Origin of the sequence: Paenibacillus spongiae, assembly GCF_024734895.1 — a bacterium.
GTDB classification, from domain to species: Bacteria; Bacillota; Bacilli; order Paenibacillales; family Paenibacillaceae; genus Paenibacillus_Z; species Paenibacillus_Z spongiae.
The window spans coordinates 7,374,132-7,390,117 of the sequence record NZ_CP091430.1 but is presented as its reverse complement, the minus strand read 5'-3'; the positions used below and the strand labels follow the sequence as shown (position 1 = coordinate 7,390,117).

At 54.1% G+C, this 15,986-nt stretch carries 14 protein-coding genes and 1 other annotated feature (1 of these 15 only partly in view); of the genes, 13 read left to right on the top strand and 1 reads right to left on the bottom strand.

What is annotated here, in order from left to right:
* Nucleotides 1-76 precede the first annotated feature (76 nt).
* From L1F29_RS33195 to L1F29_RS33140, 12 genes are all read left to right on the top strand, one after another.
* Entirely contained in the window at nucleotides 77-259 is a 183-nt protein-coding gene (locus L1F29_RS33195) for a DUF2524 domain-containing protein (protein ID WP_258386222.1), read from the top strand.
* Between the two features lie 165 nt (nucleotides 260-424).
* Nucleotides 425-1,609, top strand: a complete 1,185-nt coding sequence (locus tag L1F29_RS33190; RefSeq protein ID WP_258386221.1) for an NAD(P)/FAD-dependent oxidoreductase — start codon at nucleotides 425-427, stop codon at nucleotides 1,607-1,609.
* Nucleotides 1,610-1,646: 37 nt separating this feature from the next.
* Nucleotides 1,647-2,495: an RNA polymerase sigma factor SigJ gene (gene sigJ / locus L1F29_RS33185; RefSeq protein WP_258386220.1), complete on the top strand. Its 849-nt coding sequence runs from the start codon at nucleotides 1,647-1,649 to the stop codon at nucleotides 2,493-2,495.
* Nucleotides 2,496-2,791: 296 nt separating this feature from the next.
* Entirely contained in the window at nucleotides 2,792-3,790 is a 999-nt protein-coding gene (locus L1F29_RS33180) for a LacI family DNA-binding transcriptional regulator (protein ID WP_258386219.1), read from the top strand.
* Nucleotides 3,787-4,716 (top strand): ribokinase, encoded by a 930-nt coding sequence (rbsK, locus tag L1F29_RS33175; RefSeq protein ID WP_258386218.1) that lies wholly within the window; start codon nucleotides 3,787-3,789, stop codon nucleotides 4,714-4,716. Before L1F29_RS33180 ends, rbsK begins: the two co-directional genes overlap by 4 nt.
* Nucleotides 4,717-4,742: 26 nt before the next feature.
* Entirely contained in the window at nucleotides 4,743-5,807 is a 1,065-nt protein-coding gene (locus tag L1F29_RS33170; RefSeq protein WP_258386217.1) for a BMP family lipoprotein, read from the top strand.
* 164 nt (nucleotides 5,808-5,971) lie between these two features.
* Entirely contained in the window at nucleotides 5,972-7,516 is a 1,545-nt protein-coding gene (locus L1F29_RS33165) for an ABC transporter ATP-binding protein (protein ID WP_258386216.1), read from the top strand.
* Nucleotides 7,513-8,574, top strand: coding sequence for an ABC transporter permease (locus L1F29_RS33160; RefSeq protein ID WP_258386215.1), 1,062 nt, complete (start codon nucleotides 7,513-7,515; stop codon nucleotides 8,572-8,574). Before L1F29_RS33165 ends, L1F29_RS33160 begins: the two co-directional genes overlap by 4 nt.
* A gap of 1 nt (nucleotide 8,575) precedes the next feature.
* Nucleotides 8,576-9,511, top strand: coding sequence for an ABC transporter permease (locus tag L1F29_RS33155; RefSeq protein ID WP_258386214.1), 936 nt, complete (start codon nucleotides 8,576-8,578; stop codon nucleotides 9,509-9,511).
* A gap of 19 nt (nucleotides 9,512-9,530) precedes the next feature.
* Nucleotides 9,531-10,481, top strand: coding sequence for a nucleoside hydrolase (locus L1F29_RS33150; RefSeq protein ID WP_258386213.1), 951 nt, complete (start codon nucleotides 9,531-9,533; stop codon nucleotides 10,479-10,481).
* A gap of 21 nt (nucleotides 10,482-10,502) precedes the next feature.
* The gene (locus L1F29_RS33145; RefSeq protein WP_258386212.1) at nucleotides 10,503-11,441 is read left to right on the top strand and encodes a nucleoside hydrolase; all 939 of its coding nucleotides are present in this window, start codon (nucleotides 10,503-10,505) and stop codon (nucleotides 11,439-11,441) included.
* 45 nt (nucleotides 11,442-11,486) lie between these two features.
* Complete coding sequence (locus L1F29_RS33140) at nucleotides 11,487-12,872, top strand: ADP-ribosylglycohydrolase family protein (RefSeq protein WP_258386211.1); 1,386 nt, start codon at nucleotides 11,487-11,489, stop codon at nucleotides 12,870-12,872.
* A gap of 86 nt (nucleotides 12,873-12,958) precedes the next feature.
* On the opposite strand, the gene L1F29_RS33135 is transcribed toward L1F29_RS33140, so the two are convergent.
* Entirely contained in the window at nucleotides 12,959-13,702 is a 744-nt protein-coding gene (locus L1F29_RS33135) for an SDR family NAD(P)-dependent oxidoreductase (protein WP_258386210.1), read from the bottom strand.
* Between the two features lie 915 nt (nucleotides 13,703-14,617).
* On the opposite strand from L1F29_RS33135, the gene L1F29_RS33130 reads away from it, so the two are divergent.
* Nucleotides 14,618-15,547: a phosphotransferase gene (locus L1F29_RS33130; protein ID WP_258389890.1), complete on the top strand. Its 930-nt coding sequence runs from the start codon at nucleotides 14,618-14,620 to the stop codon at nucleotides 15,545-15,547.
* A 180-nt stretch (nucleotides 15,548-15,727) separates the two neighbouring features.
* Nucleotides 15,728-15,986: a binding site (T-box leader), on the top strand; it runs 6 nt beyond the window's last position.

The following is a 15,986-nucleotide window of genomic DNA, read 5'->3' as shown; positions in this document are numbered from 1 at the left end:
AGCAGCCGTCATGAATAAACCGGCGGACCGTCCTTCATAATAAGGAAGATCGACCTTACGGATGGAGGGTTTCGCCATGCTCGACAATTTGGAGAGCCGCTACGACTGCGCCAACTCGAGTGAGGATCTGCATCAGCTCAAGCAGGAACTCGCTTCGCTTCGGGGACAAGGCTCGAGCAATTTGGAGGCGCAGGAGAAGATCAATCGGCTAGAAAATCAAATTTCGTTTATTATGAACAAATGCGACATCCGTTCCTAAATCGTCAAACAAAGGAAAAGCAAAAGCCTCTTCTACCGGACAACCGGCGAAGGGGCTTTTGTGCGTTGCCCACTGCCCCCAGTTACATCGGCATCGAATTGCGGCGTGTCACAAACCGGAGTCTTATCTCGTTTTATGCTCACAAAGGATAAGGAGTGAGTATTGATGAGAGAAATGACATGCGTCGTAATTGGCGGAGGCTATGCGGGCATTCATGCCGTTAAAGCGATTCAGAAATCGCTCCGGGAAAAATCGGGCAAAGGAACGGTTCGAATCGTTCTAATCGACAAGAACCCTTACCATCTTCGCAAAGTGCTGCTCTTCAAGCCCGCGGCCGGAGACCACGATATTAAGATTCCGCTGATCCAGCTGTTTCCCGAGGAAGTTGAAATCATACAGGTTGCCGTTACAGCCGTCGAAACCGGGGTGAAACGGTTGTTATACCAGGATGCCGACGGCAATGAGCATGCCATGAACTATGATATTCTCGTGCTGGCGGCCGGCAGTGTCGTGCGGCAGCCCGACTCCGAACAGGGCGGCATAGCGCTTACGGGCTTGGAAGCGGCGATGAAGATACGCGCAGCTTGGCGCATGAATCTAACGAAAGCGGCCGGGGAAACGAATGACGAAGAGCGCAGGCGATTAATGACGGTCGCCGTTGCGGGGGCCGGCATAAGCGGTATCGAGACATCCGCGGAGCTGGCGTACTCTGTCCAAGCAGATGCGAAGGCGCTCGGTTTGGATCCGGACGACGTGACGGTAAGGCTGTTCAATGCGCATGACCGGCTTTTCGGCCAGGGACCGGCTAAGGTAGGGCATAAGCTGGAACAGCTGCTTGCCGCTAGCGGAGTTACGGTCTTGCACAGGAGCAAGGTGATGAAGGAGAAGGACGGGAAGCTAACCTTATCGGACGGCAAGACGGCGCCGGCCGGCCTATGCGTGTGGACATTGGGGCTTGCGCCAAGCCCCATGCTGAGCAGGATCGGGCTGCCGCTCACGCCGGATGGTTACGTTGCCGTAGATGCAAGCTACCGGGTTCAAGGCTTTCCAGGCGTTTACAGTATCGGCGATTGCGCGCAAATCGTAGATCCCGCCAGCGGACAGGCGGACGGGAAGACCTGCAAGGAAGCGACCGCCCAAGCGGCACGGCTCGGCAAGATCGTGCTGGCGGATATGGAAGGGCGGCCGGCACCGTCGCATAAGAGCTTCATGGACTTCTTTTGTTTCGGGCTGGGGCCGGAGCAGGGGATCGTATGGACGCGGCAATGGGGGCTGGACCTGATCTTCACGGGAAGACTCGGCTGGCAAATTCGAAAGTATACATGGGATATAGCCAGTTTGTTAAAATAGAAGACATCAAGCGGTGCGTGAAGACAGGAGTGGTGAGATGCAGGAGCTATACAAGCAGTATAAGAATCTGCTGTTTACGCTTGCCTATCAATTGACCGGTTCGGCCTCCGACGCGGAGGATGCGGTACAGGACGTATTTGTTAAAGCCTACGATGTCAATCTGGATCTTGTTGCCGAGCCGAAAGCCTACTTGTGCAAAATGGTGACGAACCGCTGCCTGGATGTGATGAAATCGGCCAGGCGGCGTAGGGAGCAGTATTTCGGCGAGTGGCTTCCCGAACCGATTCTTACGCCGGAGGATGATTCGCTGGAAACGGTTATCCGCGGCGAACTGCTGTCGTATGCGATGCTTGTGCTGCTGGAGAGGCTGTCTCCGGCGGAACGGGCCGTATTCGTCCTTCGCGAAGCGCTCGGCTTCGATTACCCGGTCATTGCCGAGCTGATTGGCAAGAGCGAAGTGAATTGCCGCAAGCTGATCAGCCGTGCGAGAGGGAAGATGGGCATCGGCCTTGAGGAACCGATACGCGCCGAATCGGGAGGAGAGGAATGGGTCCGCCGGTTTCTATCAGCTCTTCATGAGGGGCAAGTGGACACGGTAGTATCGCTGCTGGCGGAAGATGCTGCGCTCATCTCGGATGGAGGAGGCAAAGCAACCGCCGCAATCAATCGTATTGAATCGCGCGATCATGTCATCCGGTTCCTTATTGGCATTATCCGTAAATATCCGCAATACAGCGAAGACGTTCAGCTCGAAGATATCAACGGCCAGACAGGGGTTGTTATCCGCTCAGAAGGGCGGATCGAGACGATTCTGCTCTTCAGTTTCGAGGATGATGTCATACGGAATCTGTATTTCATTCGAAACCCGGATAAACTGACGATCTGAGGCGGAATTGAGAGTAATTATTCAGTTTCATTGGGGCACTTTAAACAAGTGCCCTTTTTGACATGCAGCAAGCCTAATAAAAGGCCATACCAACAATTACCGTAATGTTTCGACTAAGAAAACGCTTGCACGACATTATTCGACATGATATATTGGAATTCAGAAACCGCTTTCTAGACTGACAAGATTTTGAGAAACCGCTTTCTGACCCGTAAATTTGATCAAAATGAAGAAACCGTATTTTTTTTATTCAAGTAAGAAACCGGTTTCTGAAGAGACGAAGGTGAGCTGAGCGTATGAAACCGACCATTCTTCACGTGGCGGAGCGGGCACAGGTGTCCAAGGCTACCGTATCCCGCGTGCTAAACAACAACCCTCAAGTGAAGGAGGAGATCAAGGAGAGGGTTCTTCAAGCCATCGAAGAGCTGGGTTACCGCCCCAGTGCGATTGCGAGAAATTTGGCGACGAGCCGGACGAACATGATCGGCCTGATCCTTCCCGATATTACGAATCCATACTTCCCGGTATTGGCACGCGGCATAGAGGATGCCGCCCACCGGCTCGGTTATGCGCTCTTCATCAGTAACACCGATAACGAACCGGCTTTGGAGAGAGAATATATTCGCAAAATGGTGGAACAACAGGTAGGAGGCATTATTCTTATTTCCTCGGTTATGGACGAGGAGACCGTATCGGATTTAAGCAGTCTGAGGATGCCTATCGTCCTCTGTGACCGCGTCATCGACAATGCGCCTTTCGACGCCGTGCTGATTGATGATTACAAAGCAGCCTATGAAGCCGTCAACTACTTAATCGGGCAGGGTCATACCCGCATTGCCCATCTGGCGGGACCGAAGGACATTCAATCGGCGGAGAACCGCAAGAACGGATATCTGGACGCGATGCGTGAAGCGAATCTGGAGCCGTTTATTAGCCTCGGTTCGTTCAGCTACGAATCGGGATTGCACCAGATGGGCGCCGTGCTCGACGATTACCGGCCGACAGCTTTGTTCGCATCGAATGATCTGCTGGCGCTTGGGGCGATGCAGGAGATTCACCGCCGGGGCATGAGCGTACCGCAGAATGTTGCCATTATTGGCTGCGACGACATTCCGTTCAGCCGAATGTCGAGGCCGCTTCTGAGCACGATCTCGATACCGGCTTACCAAATCGGGGTTACTGCGGTACAGCTGCTCGACGATCAGATAAAGGGGGTGAGCTCCGGCGCGAAGAACGTGATTATGGAACATAAACTTATACACAGAGAAACAAGCGGTGGGGTGGACCAGAAATGAATGCACAAATAGTTGTAGTCGGCAGTTTAAATATGGACATGGTCGTCAGTCTGAACCATCGCCCCGCTCGGGGGGAAACCGTGCTCGGCAGCGACTTCTTCATGAACGCTGGCGGCAAGGGAGCCAACCAGGCCGTAGCGGCGAGCAAGCTTGGCGCCACAGTGGCCATGATCGGGAAAGTAGGCTCGGATCTGTTCGGGGAACAGCTGCTTGCCAATCTGGCGGAAGCCGGGGTCGATTGTCATGCGATCGAGACCATAACGGAGGACGCAACAGGCGTAGCGTTCGTCACGCTGGATTCGGAAGGCGACAACAGCATCGTCGTTGCTCCCGGCGCCAACCTTCGGCTGACCCCGGAGGATGTTGAGCGGCATGAAGAGCTGATCAAGCAGGCGAAGCTGCTCATGGTCCAGCTCGAGGTTCCGCTGGAGACCGTGAAGGCAGCGATTGCGATTGCCAGACGTTACAAGGTTCCCGTCCTGCTGGACCCGGCTCCTGCGCAGACGCTGTCGGAGGAGCTGCTCGGCCTGGTCGATTACATCGTCCCGAACGAGACGGAAATCAAGCAGTTGACCGGCATACATGTCCATGATCAAGTAACCGCCAAGCTTGCGGCCGTCGAGCTGCTCCGCAAGGGCGTCACGACGGTGTTCGCAAAGCTGGGGGAGAAGGGGATCGTCGTCGTCAACGCGAACCGCACCTTCTTCGTGGAGTCATACGAAGTGGATGCGGTGGATTCCACGGCTGCGGGAGATGCTTTCGCCGGCGCGGTGGGTACGGCAATCGTCGGCGGCAAAGACATCTGGGCGGCGGCGAAGTTCGCTTCCGCCATCGGCGCGCTCACGGTGACGCGCAAGGGGGCGCAAGCCTCCATGCCGAGCCTGGAGGAAGCCGAACAGTTCATTAAGCAGGAAGCACACAATTAGAGATGACAAAGGGGAGACTTACATCCATGAAAACCAAAAAGTTCAGCGTAGTCGGCGTTATCTTCCTCTCGATCGCATTGCTCCTCAGCGCATGCGGCGGCAAGAATACCAACAACGGGACTGCTCCAGCGCCATCCGAAACGGGGGGCGGCGAGCAAATTAGCGCGGTCTACTTCGTAAACAGCACATTGGGCGATAAGAGCTTCTTCGACTCCGCGGAAGCCGGTATGAAAAGGGCCGTTAAAGAGCTCGGCATCAAGGCCAAGACGGTCGAAGGCGGCACGAACCAAGCGGACTGGGCGGCAAGCTTGGAGTCCCTCGTTTCCAGCGGCAACTACAACGTTGTCGTCGTCGGCACGAGCCAAATGAAAGATATTACGATTGACCTGGCAGGACGTTATCCGGACGTGAAATTTATCTTCTTCGACGATACGATCGACGGCGTTCCGAATATCTATTCCATGCTGTACTCCCAGAGCGAAGGTTCGTTCCTGGCAGGCGCATTCGGCGCGTTGGTTACAACCAGCACAGAGCTGAAAGGCGCAAATCCGGAGAAAGTGATCGGCTTCGTCGGCGGTATGGATATTCCGATTATCAATGACTTCAAATCCGGTTACGAGCAAGGCGCGCATTATGTTGACAAAGACGTGAAGGTCGTTGCTTCTTATGTCGGGGATTTCTCCAACGCTCCGAAGGGCAAGGAATTGACGATGGCGCAAATTAACTCGCAGAAAGCGGATATCGTATTTAACGTAGCTTCTGCAGCAGGATTGGGCACACTGGAAGGAGCCAATGAAAAAGGCGTATATTCCATCGGCGTTGACGCCAACCAAAACCCGCTGTACCCGGGAAGCGTACTGACATCGATGCTGAAGAACGTCGATCAGTCCATCTTCCGCGCTTTTGAATTGATGCAGAAAGGCGAATTGAAGTTAGGCTCGAGCGAAGTGCTCGGCATGAAAGAAGGCGGCGTCGGCCTGTCGAAGGACGAGCTGTACGAGCAGCACGTACCGCAATCGATCAAAGACAAGATGGTTGAGATCGAGGATAAGCTGTCCAAGGGCGAAATTACGGTTAAATCGTCTCTGTAGGTAATCCTTATAAGAGAGGTGAGGCAGGTCCACACCTCTCTTTATTAAAAAATAAGCTGCTTTGCTTGTATTTCTGAGGGGAGAAATTCAGTACGCGCCATAGCGGCCGTTTCTTCTCGCATAAGCCCCGAAATGGAATTATTTTATGGTTGGGGGAGTTAGAGATGCCAATTTTACTCGAGATGAAAAATATCCACAAGGTGTATCCGAATGGAACCGCAGCGAACCGGGGCGTCGATCTGACTGTTCACGAAGGTGAAATTCACGCCTTGGTCGGCGAGAACGGGGCCGGCAAATCCACCTTGATGAAAATTTTGTTCGGGCTCGAAGCGCCGACGGACGGCACGATCGAATACAAGGGACATGCGGTTACCTTCGACGGGCCAAGAGATGCAATCAAGCAAGGGATGGGCATGGTGCATCAGCACTTCATGCTGGCGCCTTCCTTGACGGTGTCGGAGAATATCGTGCTTGGCGATGAGCCGAAGAGAGGCCCGTTCTCGCTGCTCCGCGACCGTACGAAGGAATTCAAGGATGTGGAGCATCTGATCAAGACGTATGGCTTGAAAGTGAATATGCAGGCCAAAGTCGAATCCATTCCGGTGGGACAGAAGCAGCGGGTGGAAATTCTGAAGGTGCTGTACCGGGGCGCGAAGCTCATTATTCTGGATGAGCCGACGGCGGTTCTGACGCCACAGGAAACGGATGAGCTGTTCGATTCCATCAAGGCGCTGGTTAGCGAGGGGCATACGATTATTTTCATTACGCACAAGCTGCGCGAGGTAATGGAGATTTCAAACCGCATTACCGTGCTGCGGGCCGGCAAATCGATTGCGACCCTGAACACGAAGGAGACGAATCAGGAAGAAATCTCGCGCCTGATGGTCGGCCGGGATGTCTTGTTCCGGGTCGATAAAATTCCGGCGGAGCCGAAAGATACGGTGCTGTCCGTCCGCAAACTCGGCGCATTGGACGATAAGGGCGCGGATGCGTTAAGAGGGGTATCCTTCGACATTCGCGGGGGCGAGGTTCTTGGCGTTGCCGGCGTGGAAGGGAACGGCCAGACGGAGCTGGTCGAGGTCATTACCGGGCTGCGCAAGGCAACTTCGGGCGAAGTCCGCTATCAGAACAAGGATTTGCTCAGCGCAAGCGTTGCGGAGATCCGCCGGATGAAGGTCGGGCACGTACCCGAGGACCGGCAAACCGCAGGCGCCAGCTTAACGTCCAGCATTGCGGAAAATCTGATTCTGGATCATTATCGGAACCCGGAGTTCAAGTGGGGGCCATTCATCAATCAGAAGAAAGTGAAGCAGTTCGCCAAAATCATGATGGAAACCTTCGATGTCCGGGCACAGAGCGAAGAAACGATGGCGGGTGCGCTGTCGGGCGGTAACCTCCAGAAGGTTGTCGTCGCGCGGGAGCTGTCCAAGAACCCGCTGCTGCTCATCGCATCGCAGCCGACGCGCGGGGTCGATATCGGCGCAATCGAATTCATCCATCGCGAAATTATCAAGCGTCGCGATGGCGGTGCGGCCGTCATGGTCGTATCGGCCGAATTGTCCGAAGTCATGGCATTGAGCGACCGGATTATCGTTCTCTATGACGGCGAGATCGTGGCGGTTCTCGACAACACGCCGGACTTGACCGAGCAAGAGATCGGCTATTACATGCTGGGCATCAAGAAGCAGGAACTGGAGGCGACGAGATGAAATCGTCCAAAGCATTATTTTTGGAGATAGGCGGAATCTTGGCGGCGGTTGTGACGGCACTGCTCTGCGGATTCGTCGTCATTCTGCTGACGAGCAGCGAGCCCTTCACGGCGATTAGCGCGCTGCTCCTTGATCCGCTATCCAGCACGTTCAATATCGGAACGATCCTCAACAAGGCCGTTCCGCTTATTCTGACAGGTCTCGCGCTCTCCGTCGTATTCCAATCCGGCGTGTTCAGCATGGGTGCGGAAGGCCAGCTGTACATCGGCGCCTTCGTCGGAGCGCTTGCCGGCGTCTATTTGCCGGATTTGAGCCCGTGGATTCATTTTCCGCTCGTTATTGTCTGCGCGCTCTTGGGCGGGGCCCTGTTCGGAGCGATACCGGGCGTGCTGAAGGCGTATTTGAACGCAAACGAGATCGTGACGACGCTGATGCTCAACTTCGTGGCGATTCTGACCACGTCCTATTTCGTCAATAACCAGCTGAAGGCGGCAAGTGGCGGCGGATACGCCAAGATGGATAATATCAGCAAAGATATTCTTCTGCCGAAGCTCTTTCCCGGCATGGCTGCCCACGCCGGAATTCTGATCGCGGTGGCGGCGGTCATTATCGTCTACCTGCTGATGTACAAGACATCCATCGGGTATGAGCTGCGATTGGTCGGGAAGAATGGCCACTTCGCCCGTTATGGCGGGATCGCTACGCGCAAAGTCATCGTGGTCAGCGTCATGATCAGCGGTGCGCTGGCCGGATTGGCCGGAATTGTAGAGGTACTCGGCATTCACGGGACGTTCAAGGAGAATTTCTCGGCAAATCTCGGTTTCGACGGGATCATCATCGCCCTGCTTGCCCGCAACCATCCGATCGGCGTTCTGATCGCAGCGCTGTTCTACGCTTATATTCAGGTAGGCGCGCAAACGATGCAGTTCGGAAGCGACATGCCACGCGAGGTTGCCGTTATCATCCAGGTTATGCTCGTACTTCTTGTATCGGCGCAGGCGATTTTCACTTATATCAAACAAAGATATGCCAGATCCGGGCAGAAGGCGGTGAAGTAATATGGTGTGGCAAACGATTTGGGGCCAAATCGTGGACCTGACGCTGGTTGCTGTCCTGCTTCGCGTCATGACGCCGATTCTGTTGGCTTCATTGGGCGGACTGATCTCGGATATCGGCGGCGTCATCAACATTGGCCTGGAGGGTTTGATGCTGTTGTCGGCATTCACCTCGATTGCGGTCGGCTCCAGTACGGGCAACTGGGCGGTCGGCGTGCTCGCCGGCGTTGCGACATCCGTGCTGGTCAGCTACGGGATGGGATTCTTCTCGCTTAAGATGAAAGTCGATATTATCATTACGGGATTCGCGGTGAACATCTTCGGATCCGGCTTTACGATTTTCTTGATGAGCAAGCTCTATGGCATGACCGGTAACTATTCGCCGTCCGGAGCTCCGCGTATTCCGACCGTGAATATACCGTTCATCGAGGATGTACCGGTGCTGGGCAAGCTGCTCAGCGGGCACAGCCTGATGGTCTGGATTGCGCTCTTCTCGGTTATATTCTGCATCTTCTTGATTTACCGGACGCCATACGGCGTGCATCTCCGTTCCGTCGGAGAGGCGCCATATGCCGCCCAGTCGCTCGGGATACCGGCGAAGCGGATTCAATATTCCGCGCTTGCTTGGAGCGGAGTTTTCGCAGGCTTGGCCGGCGCCTTCCTATCCAATGGATTAACGAATATGTTCGTTAAGGACATGACGGCCGGTACCGGCTTCCTCGCGCTTGCCGTCGTCTTGCTCGGCAACCGGAACCCGATCGGGATTCTGATCGGATCGCTTATCTTCGGCCTGGCCAGCGCGCTGGCCACGATCGTTCAGACCGTGCCGAATTCGCCGATCCCAAGCCAATTCATTCAGATGATTCCTTATGTCGTGACGATTGCCGTACTCGTGTTCTTCGCGCTGCGGAATAAGCGACGACTAGCCACTATGCCATAATGAGGAGATGAGTTACAAGATGAGCGGTGCAGAAAGAAGAAAAATCATCATCGATTGCGATCCTGGGCATGATGATGCGATTGCGATATTGCTTGGAGCAGCCAATCCGAACGTGGAGCTGATCGGCATCACAACCGTTGCAGGGAATGCGGAAGTGGAGAAAACGACCGTCAACGCGCTCAAGGTATGCGAAATCGCGGGACTGCAGGAGCTGCCTGTCGCCAAAGGCGCAGGACAACCGCTTGTAAGGAAGCGCGAAACGGCGGCCGATATTCACGGCGACAGCGGTATGGACGGTCCTTCGCTGCCGGATCCGGTGAAGACCATCACCGGAGAGCATGCCGTTGATTTCATCATCCGGCAGCTGCTTGCTTCCGAAGGGGATATTACGCTCGTACCAGTCGGCCCGCTAACGAATATCGCGATGGCTATGCGGAAGGAGCCGGCCATTCTGCCGAAGATCCGCGAGATCGTCCTTATGGGGGGCGGTACGATCGGCAACTGGACGCCGGCAGCGGAGTTTAACATTTTCGTCGATGCCGAAGCGGCCAAGGTTGTCTTCGAGAGCGGCGTCCCGCTTACGATGTTCGGATTGGATTTGACGCATAAGGCGCTGGCGACCCCCGAAATTCAGGAGCGGATTAGGGCCATCGGGAATCCGGTATCGGATTTCGTTGAGGAGCTGCTGCAATTTTTCATGCATACGTACAAGGAAGTATTCGGCTTCGACGGCGCGCCGATTCACGACGCCTGCTGCGTCGCGTATTGCATCGATCCGTCCGTGTTCACCTGCCGCAAGCTGCACGTGGATATCGAGACGCAGGGCGAGCATACGTATGGCATGACGGTCGTGGACATGCTCGGCGTAACGGGTAAGGAGCCGAATGTAAATGTCGCGCTGGAGCTGGATACGGCGAGATTCTGGGATATGATGATCGGCACGCTAACGAGTTACTCCAAGAAGAACTAACAGCAGCGAGGTGGGCATACAGTGAAACCGGTTATTCTGGATGTCGATACGGGTATCGACGATATGATGGCAATTGCCTATGCGGCGCATTCCCCTGAGCTGCGGCTCCTGGGACTGACGACGCAGTTCGGGAACATTTCTTCGGAGGTCGCGACCCGCAATACGTTATATGTCCTCGAGATGCTTGGACAAGGGGACGTACCGGTCTATGCCGGCGCAAGCAAGCCGTTCCGCCGTGCGGATGTGCTGGGCGATGCCAAGCATGTGCACGGCGAGGACGGTCTTGGCGGCGCGCTGCGCGGGGCTTCGCCCACAGGACGGGCCGGTTCGATGACGGCGGCCGAGTTCATGGTCGACCAAGTGCGGCGGATGCCGGGTGAAATTACGATTATCGCGGTCGGCCCGCTGACCAACCTGGCGCTGGCCATCGAAGCGGATCCCGAGTTCGTCAGCCTGGTGGACGAAGTCGTCATCATGGGCGGGGCCGCAACGGTACCCGGCAACGTGACGCCATACGCAGAAGCGAATATTCATAGCGATCCGGAGGCTGCGGCGTTTGTGTTCCGTTCCGGACTCCCGATCACGATGGTCGGCTTGGACGTTACGATGAAGACTTTGCTGCCACGGACCCGGCTGCAGGAGTGGAGAAGCGATGGGACGGAGCTGTCGCGCTTTATGGCAGATGCAGCGGATTTCTACATGGACGCATATGAAAACTTTAATCCCGGCATCGGCGGCTGCGCCCTGCATGATCCGCTGGCGGTCGGGGTCGTCATCGATCCTTCGTTCTGCAAGATCGTGGCGATGCCGATTGAAGTCGACACGGAAGACGGCGCGCCTGCGCTGGGCCAAACCCGGGTTAACGAAACCGGGACGGCGGCCCAGTCGCCAAGCATTCACGTATGCGTGGAAGTCGATGCCGAACGTTTTCTGGCGCATTTTATGAGCCGGGTTGTGTAAAAGCTTGAAGCACTTCAATGGATATTGACGGGGGAGGAATCACCAATGAAAGCATGGGAAAGAGCATACCGTTTGCTGCAAGAGGCGAATCCGGTCGTATTGGATGAAGAAGAACAGACATGGCTGGCGATGAATGAAGTGGAGAAATTCCATGACATGACGCTTAAGCTGTTCTGGCACAGCAATGTACCAGGCTCCGGAGCTCCCGAGATGCTGGCCGTAGCGGCCGTGCAATCGATGCACAATATGGGCTATGAGACGGACCATCTGCTTCCGCTGCTGGACGCGGGCGAAGAGGCCTATTCCAAGGACGATATGGCGGAGCTTCAGCGGATTACGGCACGGCTGATGGCGGAGCTGAACCGTCTGCCGAAGAACGAGCAATCGAACTTCTGGACGTACACCCCTTATACGACCTGGGAAGCGTATGAGCAGAAAGCGAAATTCCCTTCATACGGCCCGTACGATGTGAAAGCGGAAGATTTCGCTTCGCGGATCTATGCGGGATGGCTCGCTCAAATCGTCGGAGGCGCGCTAGGAACCGCGATTGAGGGATACACCTCGGAGAAGCTGAAGGCGAAATTCGGCGATATTCGCCATTACGTCCGCAAGCCGAATACGTACAATGACGACATTACATTCGAAATTGCATTCCTGAGCGCGTTCGATAAACAGGGCTATGAGGTGACTTCCGATACGATTGCCGAGGAGTGGGTCGCCTTGGTGCCGAGCGGATGGTCGGCGGAAGAGATCGCCCTGAAGAACATTCGCACAGGCATCTACCCGCCTGAGAGCGGCTATCGGAACAACCCGTTCCGGGAATGGATCGGCGCTCAGATGCGGGGGGCTATCTGCGGCATGGTGGCTCCGGGCAATCCGAAGGAAGCGGCCAGATTGGCCTGGAAGGACGGCGTCGTCTCCCATGCCGGCAATGGCGTGCTGGGCGAAATCTTCAATGCGGTCTTCGTATCGCTCGCATTCGTCGAGAAGGACATCCGCAAGATCGTGGAATTGTCCGTGGAGGCGATCCCTTCCGACAGCGAGTATTATGATTTCGTTTCTACGGCGCTGGAATGGTGCCGTCAGCACGAGGATTGGCAGCAGACTTGGGCGCTGTGCGAGGAAAAGTTCAAGGAGTACAACTGGATTCACGCCTACCCGAACGCGATGGCCGAAGTCGTTGCGCTGTGGTACGGCAATGGCGATTTCGACGAAACGCTGCACATTATTGCGATGGTCGGACAAGACGTCGACTGCAACGCTGCTCAAATCGTCTCGGCACTCGGGATCATGAACGGCCTGGGAACCATCGACAGCAAGTGGACGGATCCGATCGGCGATCTGGACACTTATCTGAGAGGTCTGAAGAAGATGAAGATCACGGAATTGTCCGATTGGACGGTTGGTGCGGTGCGGAAGCATAGCGTGTAATTGCAGTTAATGAAAGAACCTTCAGCTCCACTCGTATGGTGGTGAGTGCTGAAGGTTCTTTTTCTTATGCGCGCAGGAGGTGCGCCTTATTGAGCGGTATAGCCGCCGTCGACGAGGAGGCTGGTGCCGGTAATGAAGGACGCGTCGTCGCTTGCCAGGAACAGAACGGCCTTCGCCACTTCTTCCGGCTTCCCGAGACGCCCGATCGGGTGCAAGCTGATCAGATGCTCGTTAATCGCTTCGTTCCTGCCGGCAATCAAAGGGGTATCGATGTAACCCGGGCAAATGGCATTCACGCGGATGCCTTCCTTGGCATAGTCGACCCCTAAGCTTTGCGTTAACAGCTTGACGCCGCCCTTGGCGGATGCATAGGCGGTTACACCGCTCTTCCCGGCATGGCTGTGAATCGAGCCGCAATTCACGATGGCCCCGCCTGTTCCTTGTGCCAGCATTTGCTCGATGACATACTTGTCGCAGAGGAAGACGCCGGTCAAATTGATGTCGATGGTCCGCTGCCATTTTTCTAAGGAAAGCAAGTGTCCCGGAGCATCGCTCGCAATGCCGGCATTGGCGAACAGAATGTCGATCTGACCGTATTTGCCGACCGTCTCTTGAACCATTCGCTGCACATCGGCTTCTTTCGTCACATCCGTTTTGACAAACAACGTATCGCGTCCTTGATCGTTGAGCTCCTGTGAAACGGCTGTACCGCGGTCAGAGAAATCAGCGATAACGACTTTGGCGCCTTCCGCTGCGAACAGACGCACCGTTTGCTCGCCGATCCCGCTTGCTCCTCCGGTTACGATCGCTACTTTATCCTGAAATCGCATGAGAACCCCCCCGCCTTTGTGATCATGATCATTCCGTTATCGTTCGCAGCCGGATTCGTTCTCATGCATGAAGGATGGAATGATAAGGAGTCGATTTCATAAACCTTATGAAATTGGATCATAAGCCTGACTTAATAAGAGACAAAGAAGCAAGATGAATGATTTCCGGGATTATCCAAATTAATATATTAATGGAAGTTTATGACATAAAATATCTTGTATATGTACATTACTGGTTAGGGAAAACGCGGGCGAAGTGTGGATTGATTGTTACATAATATGGAGTAACTTCTGCTGTAGAGTGGCAGATCATGACTTCATAGTCAGCATGGTTGTATAAAATACAACACCGGGCAGGGAAATACACAGATTAAGCGGATATTGTTGTATAAAATGCAAGAATTTCTACTGTAGAACAGCAAATCATGACTTCATAGCTAGGATAGTTGTATTAAATACAATATTAAAGAGTGAAAACACTGATTAAGCTGATATTATTGCATAAAATGCAACAATTCCCACTGCAGGGCGGCTTAACAACCCATATTGTTGTATAAAATACACAAAAAGGGGTATTATGAGTCCCAAAATGAAAGCATGCTGCACTTTGCACAACACTCTCTACACCATACAAACTGCATAATCGAATATTGCATGCAAGGATACTAAGCGCATTCAACCTGCGGGCTCTATATACAGCAAAAAAGAAAGCCTCCGGAGCGTCGGCTCCAAAGGCTGTTTCCGTATGGCTATTTTTAACTAGAACTCATTCAACATCATAACAGAGCCTTCCGAAACAGTCTATACTTTCAGGCCGATTTCTTATAAAGTTGGATGGCCGGCAATACCGATAGAATGGAGTGTCGTTCATTGGAAATAAAGGGTCACCTGAGCCAAACCGATTTGCAGGACTATATCGAGAAGGTGTTAGGTTCCGGTTATATTATAGAGCGTGTAACGAGAATGCATGGCGGTGCGCAGAAGGTGGTCTACAGGATCGATTGCAGGAATGGATTCACCTGTGTACTTTATGTATGGGATTTGACCATGAACTACTTTCAAGAAGAAATCGCAAACGGACAAACGGACGATCAGCCCTATGGCGGACGGTTATTTGAATTGAACAACACGTATTTGACCCGGCGGGGCGTCCGAACCCCCGCACTGTATGATCTGAATCAGGACCGGGACCGCTACCCCTTCGATTATGCTCTCGTTCAATATGTGGAGGGACCGAAAGCCGAAGCCTATTTCCAACATGCAGATTCACGGGTTAAAGCGGCTTTATTCGAACAATTGGGTGAAATGCTGACCATAATGCATGGGGATGAGAGGGCTTCCCATGGAGAGCTGTCCCGGTTCGGGCTCCATCCAAGAGCTTGTCATCTGCAGCAGCTTGAGAATGCCAACGTGCAGTTAGCTTATGCCGCCCGGCATATGGACAGCATCGGAGCCAATCAAAGCAAGCTGCTCGACAAGCTGAACGAGCTTGAAGCGCGAATAGAGCCCAGAAACCGCTACGGATTCATTCATGGAGAGCTGGGGCCGGATCATGTATTGGTGAATGACAAGCTGGAGCCTTATTTGATCGACATCGAGGGAGCTTCGTTCTTCGATATAGAGCATGAGCACAGCTTCTTGGAATTTCGCTTCGGGGAATATTACCGCTATCTGAAGAACGACGCTCTCGACTCTGACCGGATGCTGTTCTACCGGTTCCACCATCATCTGTCGTTAATATCGGGGGGATTGAAGCTGCTCCATAGAGGCTTCCCGGATCAACGATTCGCCAGGGAGCTTGCCGGCGCGCACGCCCGCAGCGCGCTGCAGTTTATCGGCCAGTGATGACAGCTTTCTGACGAAATAGAAGCGGAATAGACAGGGCATATTAAGAACTCTATTAGTTGATTCAACGAGCAGAATTTCGCTGGTGTTGGGGGAGCATATCTTCGATTCTGGAAGCATGTCTGCATCTTGACTTTCCCGACCCGCCATCGTATAATTTCCAATAACTTGAATATTCTGACAAAAGCGAAGAAGAGAAGGAGTACCATGGCGATGTCTTTGTACAGAGAGCCCCGGTCGGTGAAAAGGGGTAAAGAATAACCGTGGGAATATGGTCTCTGAGCTGCGCACCGAAACCGTCCTTGGTTGTAGGCTGCGCCGGAACCCGCACCCGTTACTGTGCTAGGGTATACATGCGCCTGCCGCGTCGTACCTGAAGAGGTGAATGCCGCAAGGCATTGATGAAATTGGGTGGTACCGCGTGAGCACAGCTCTCGTC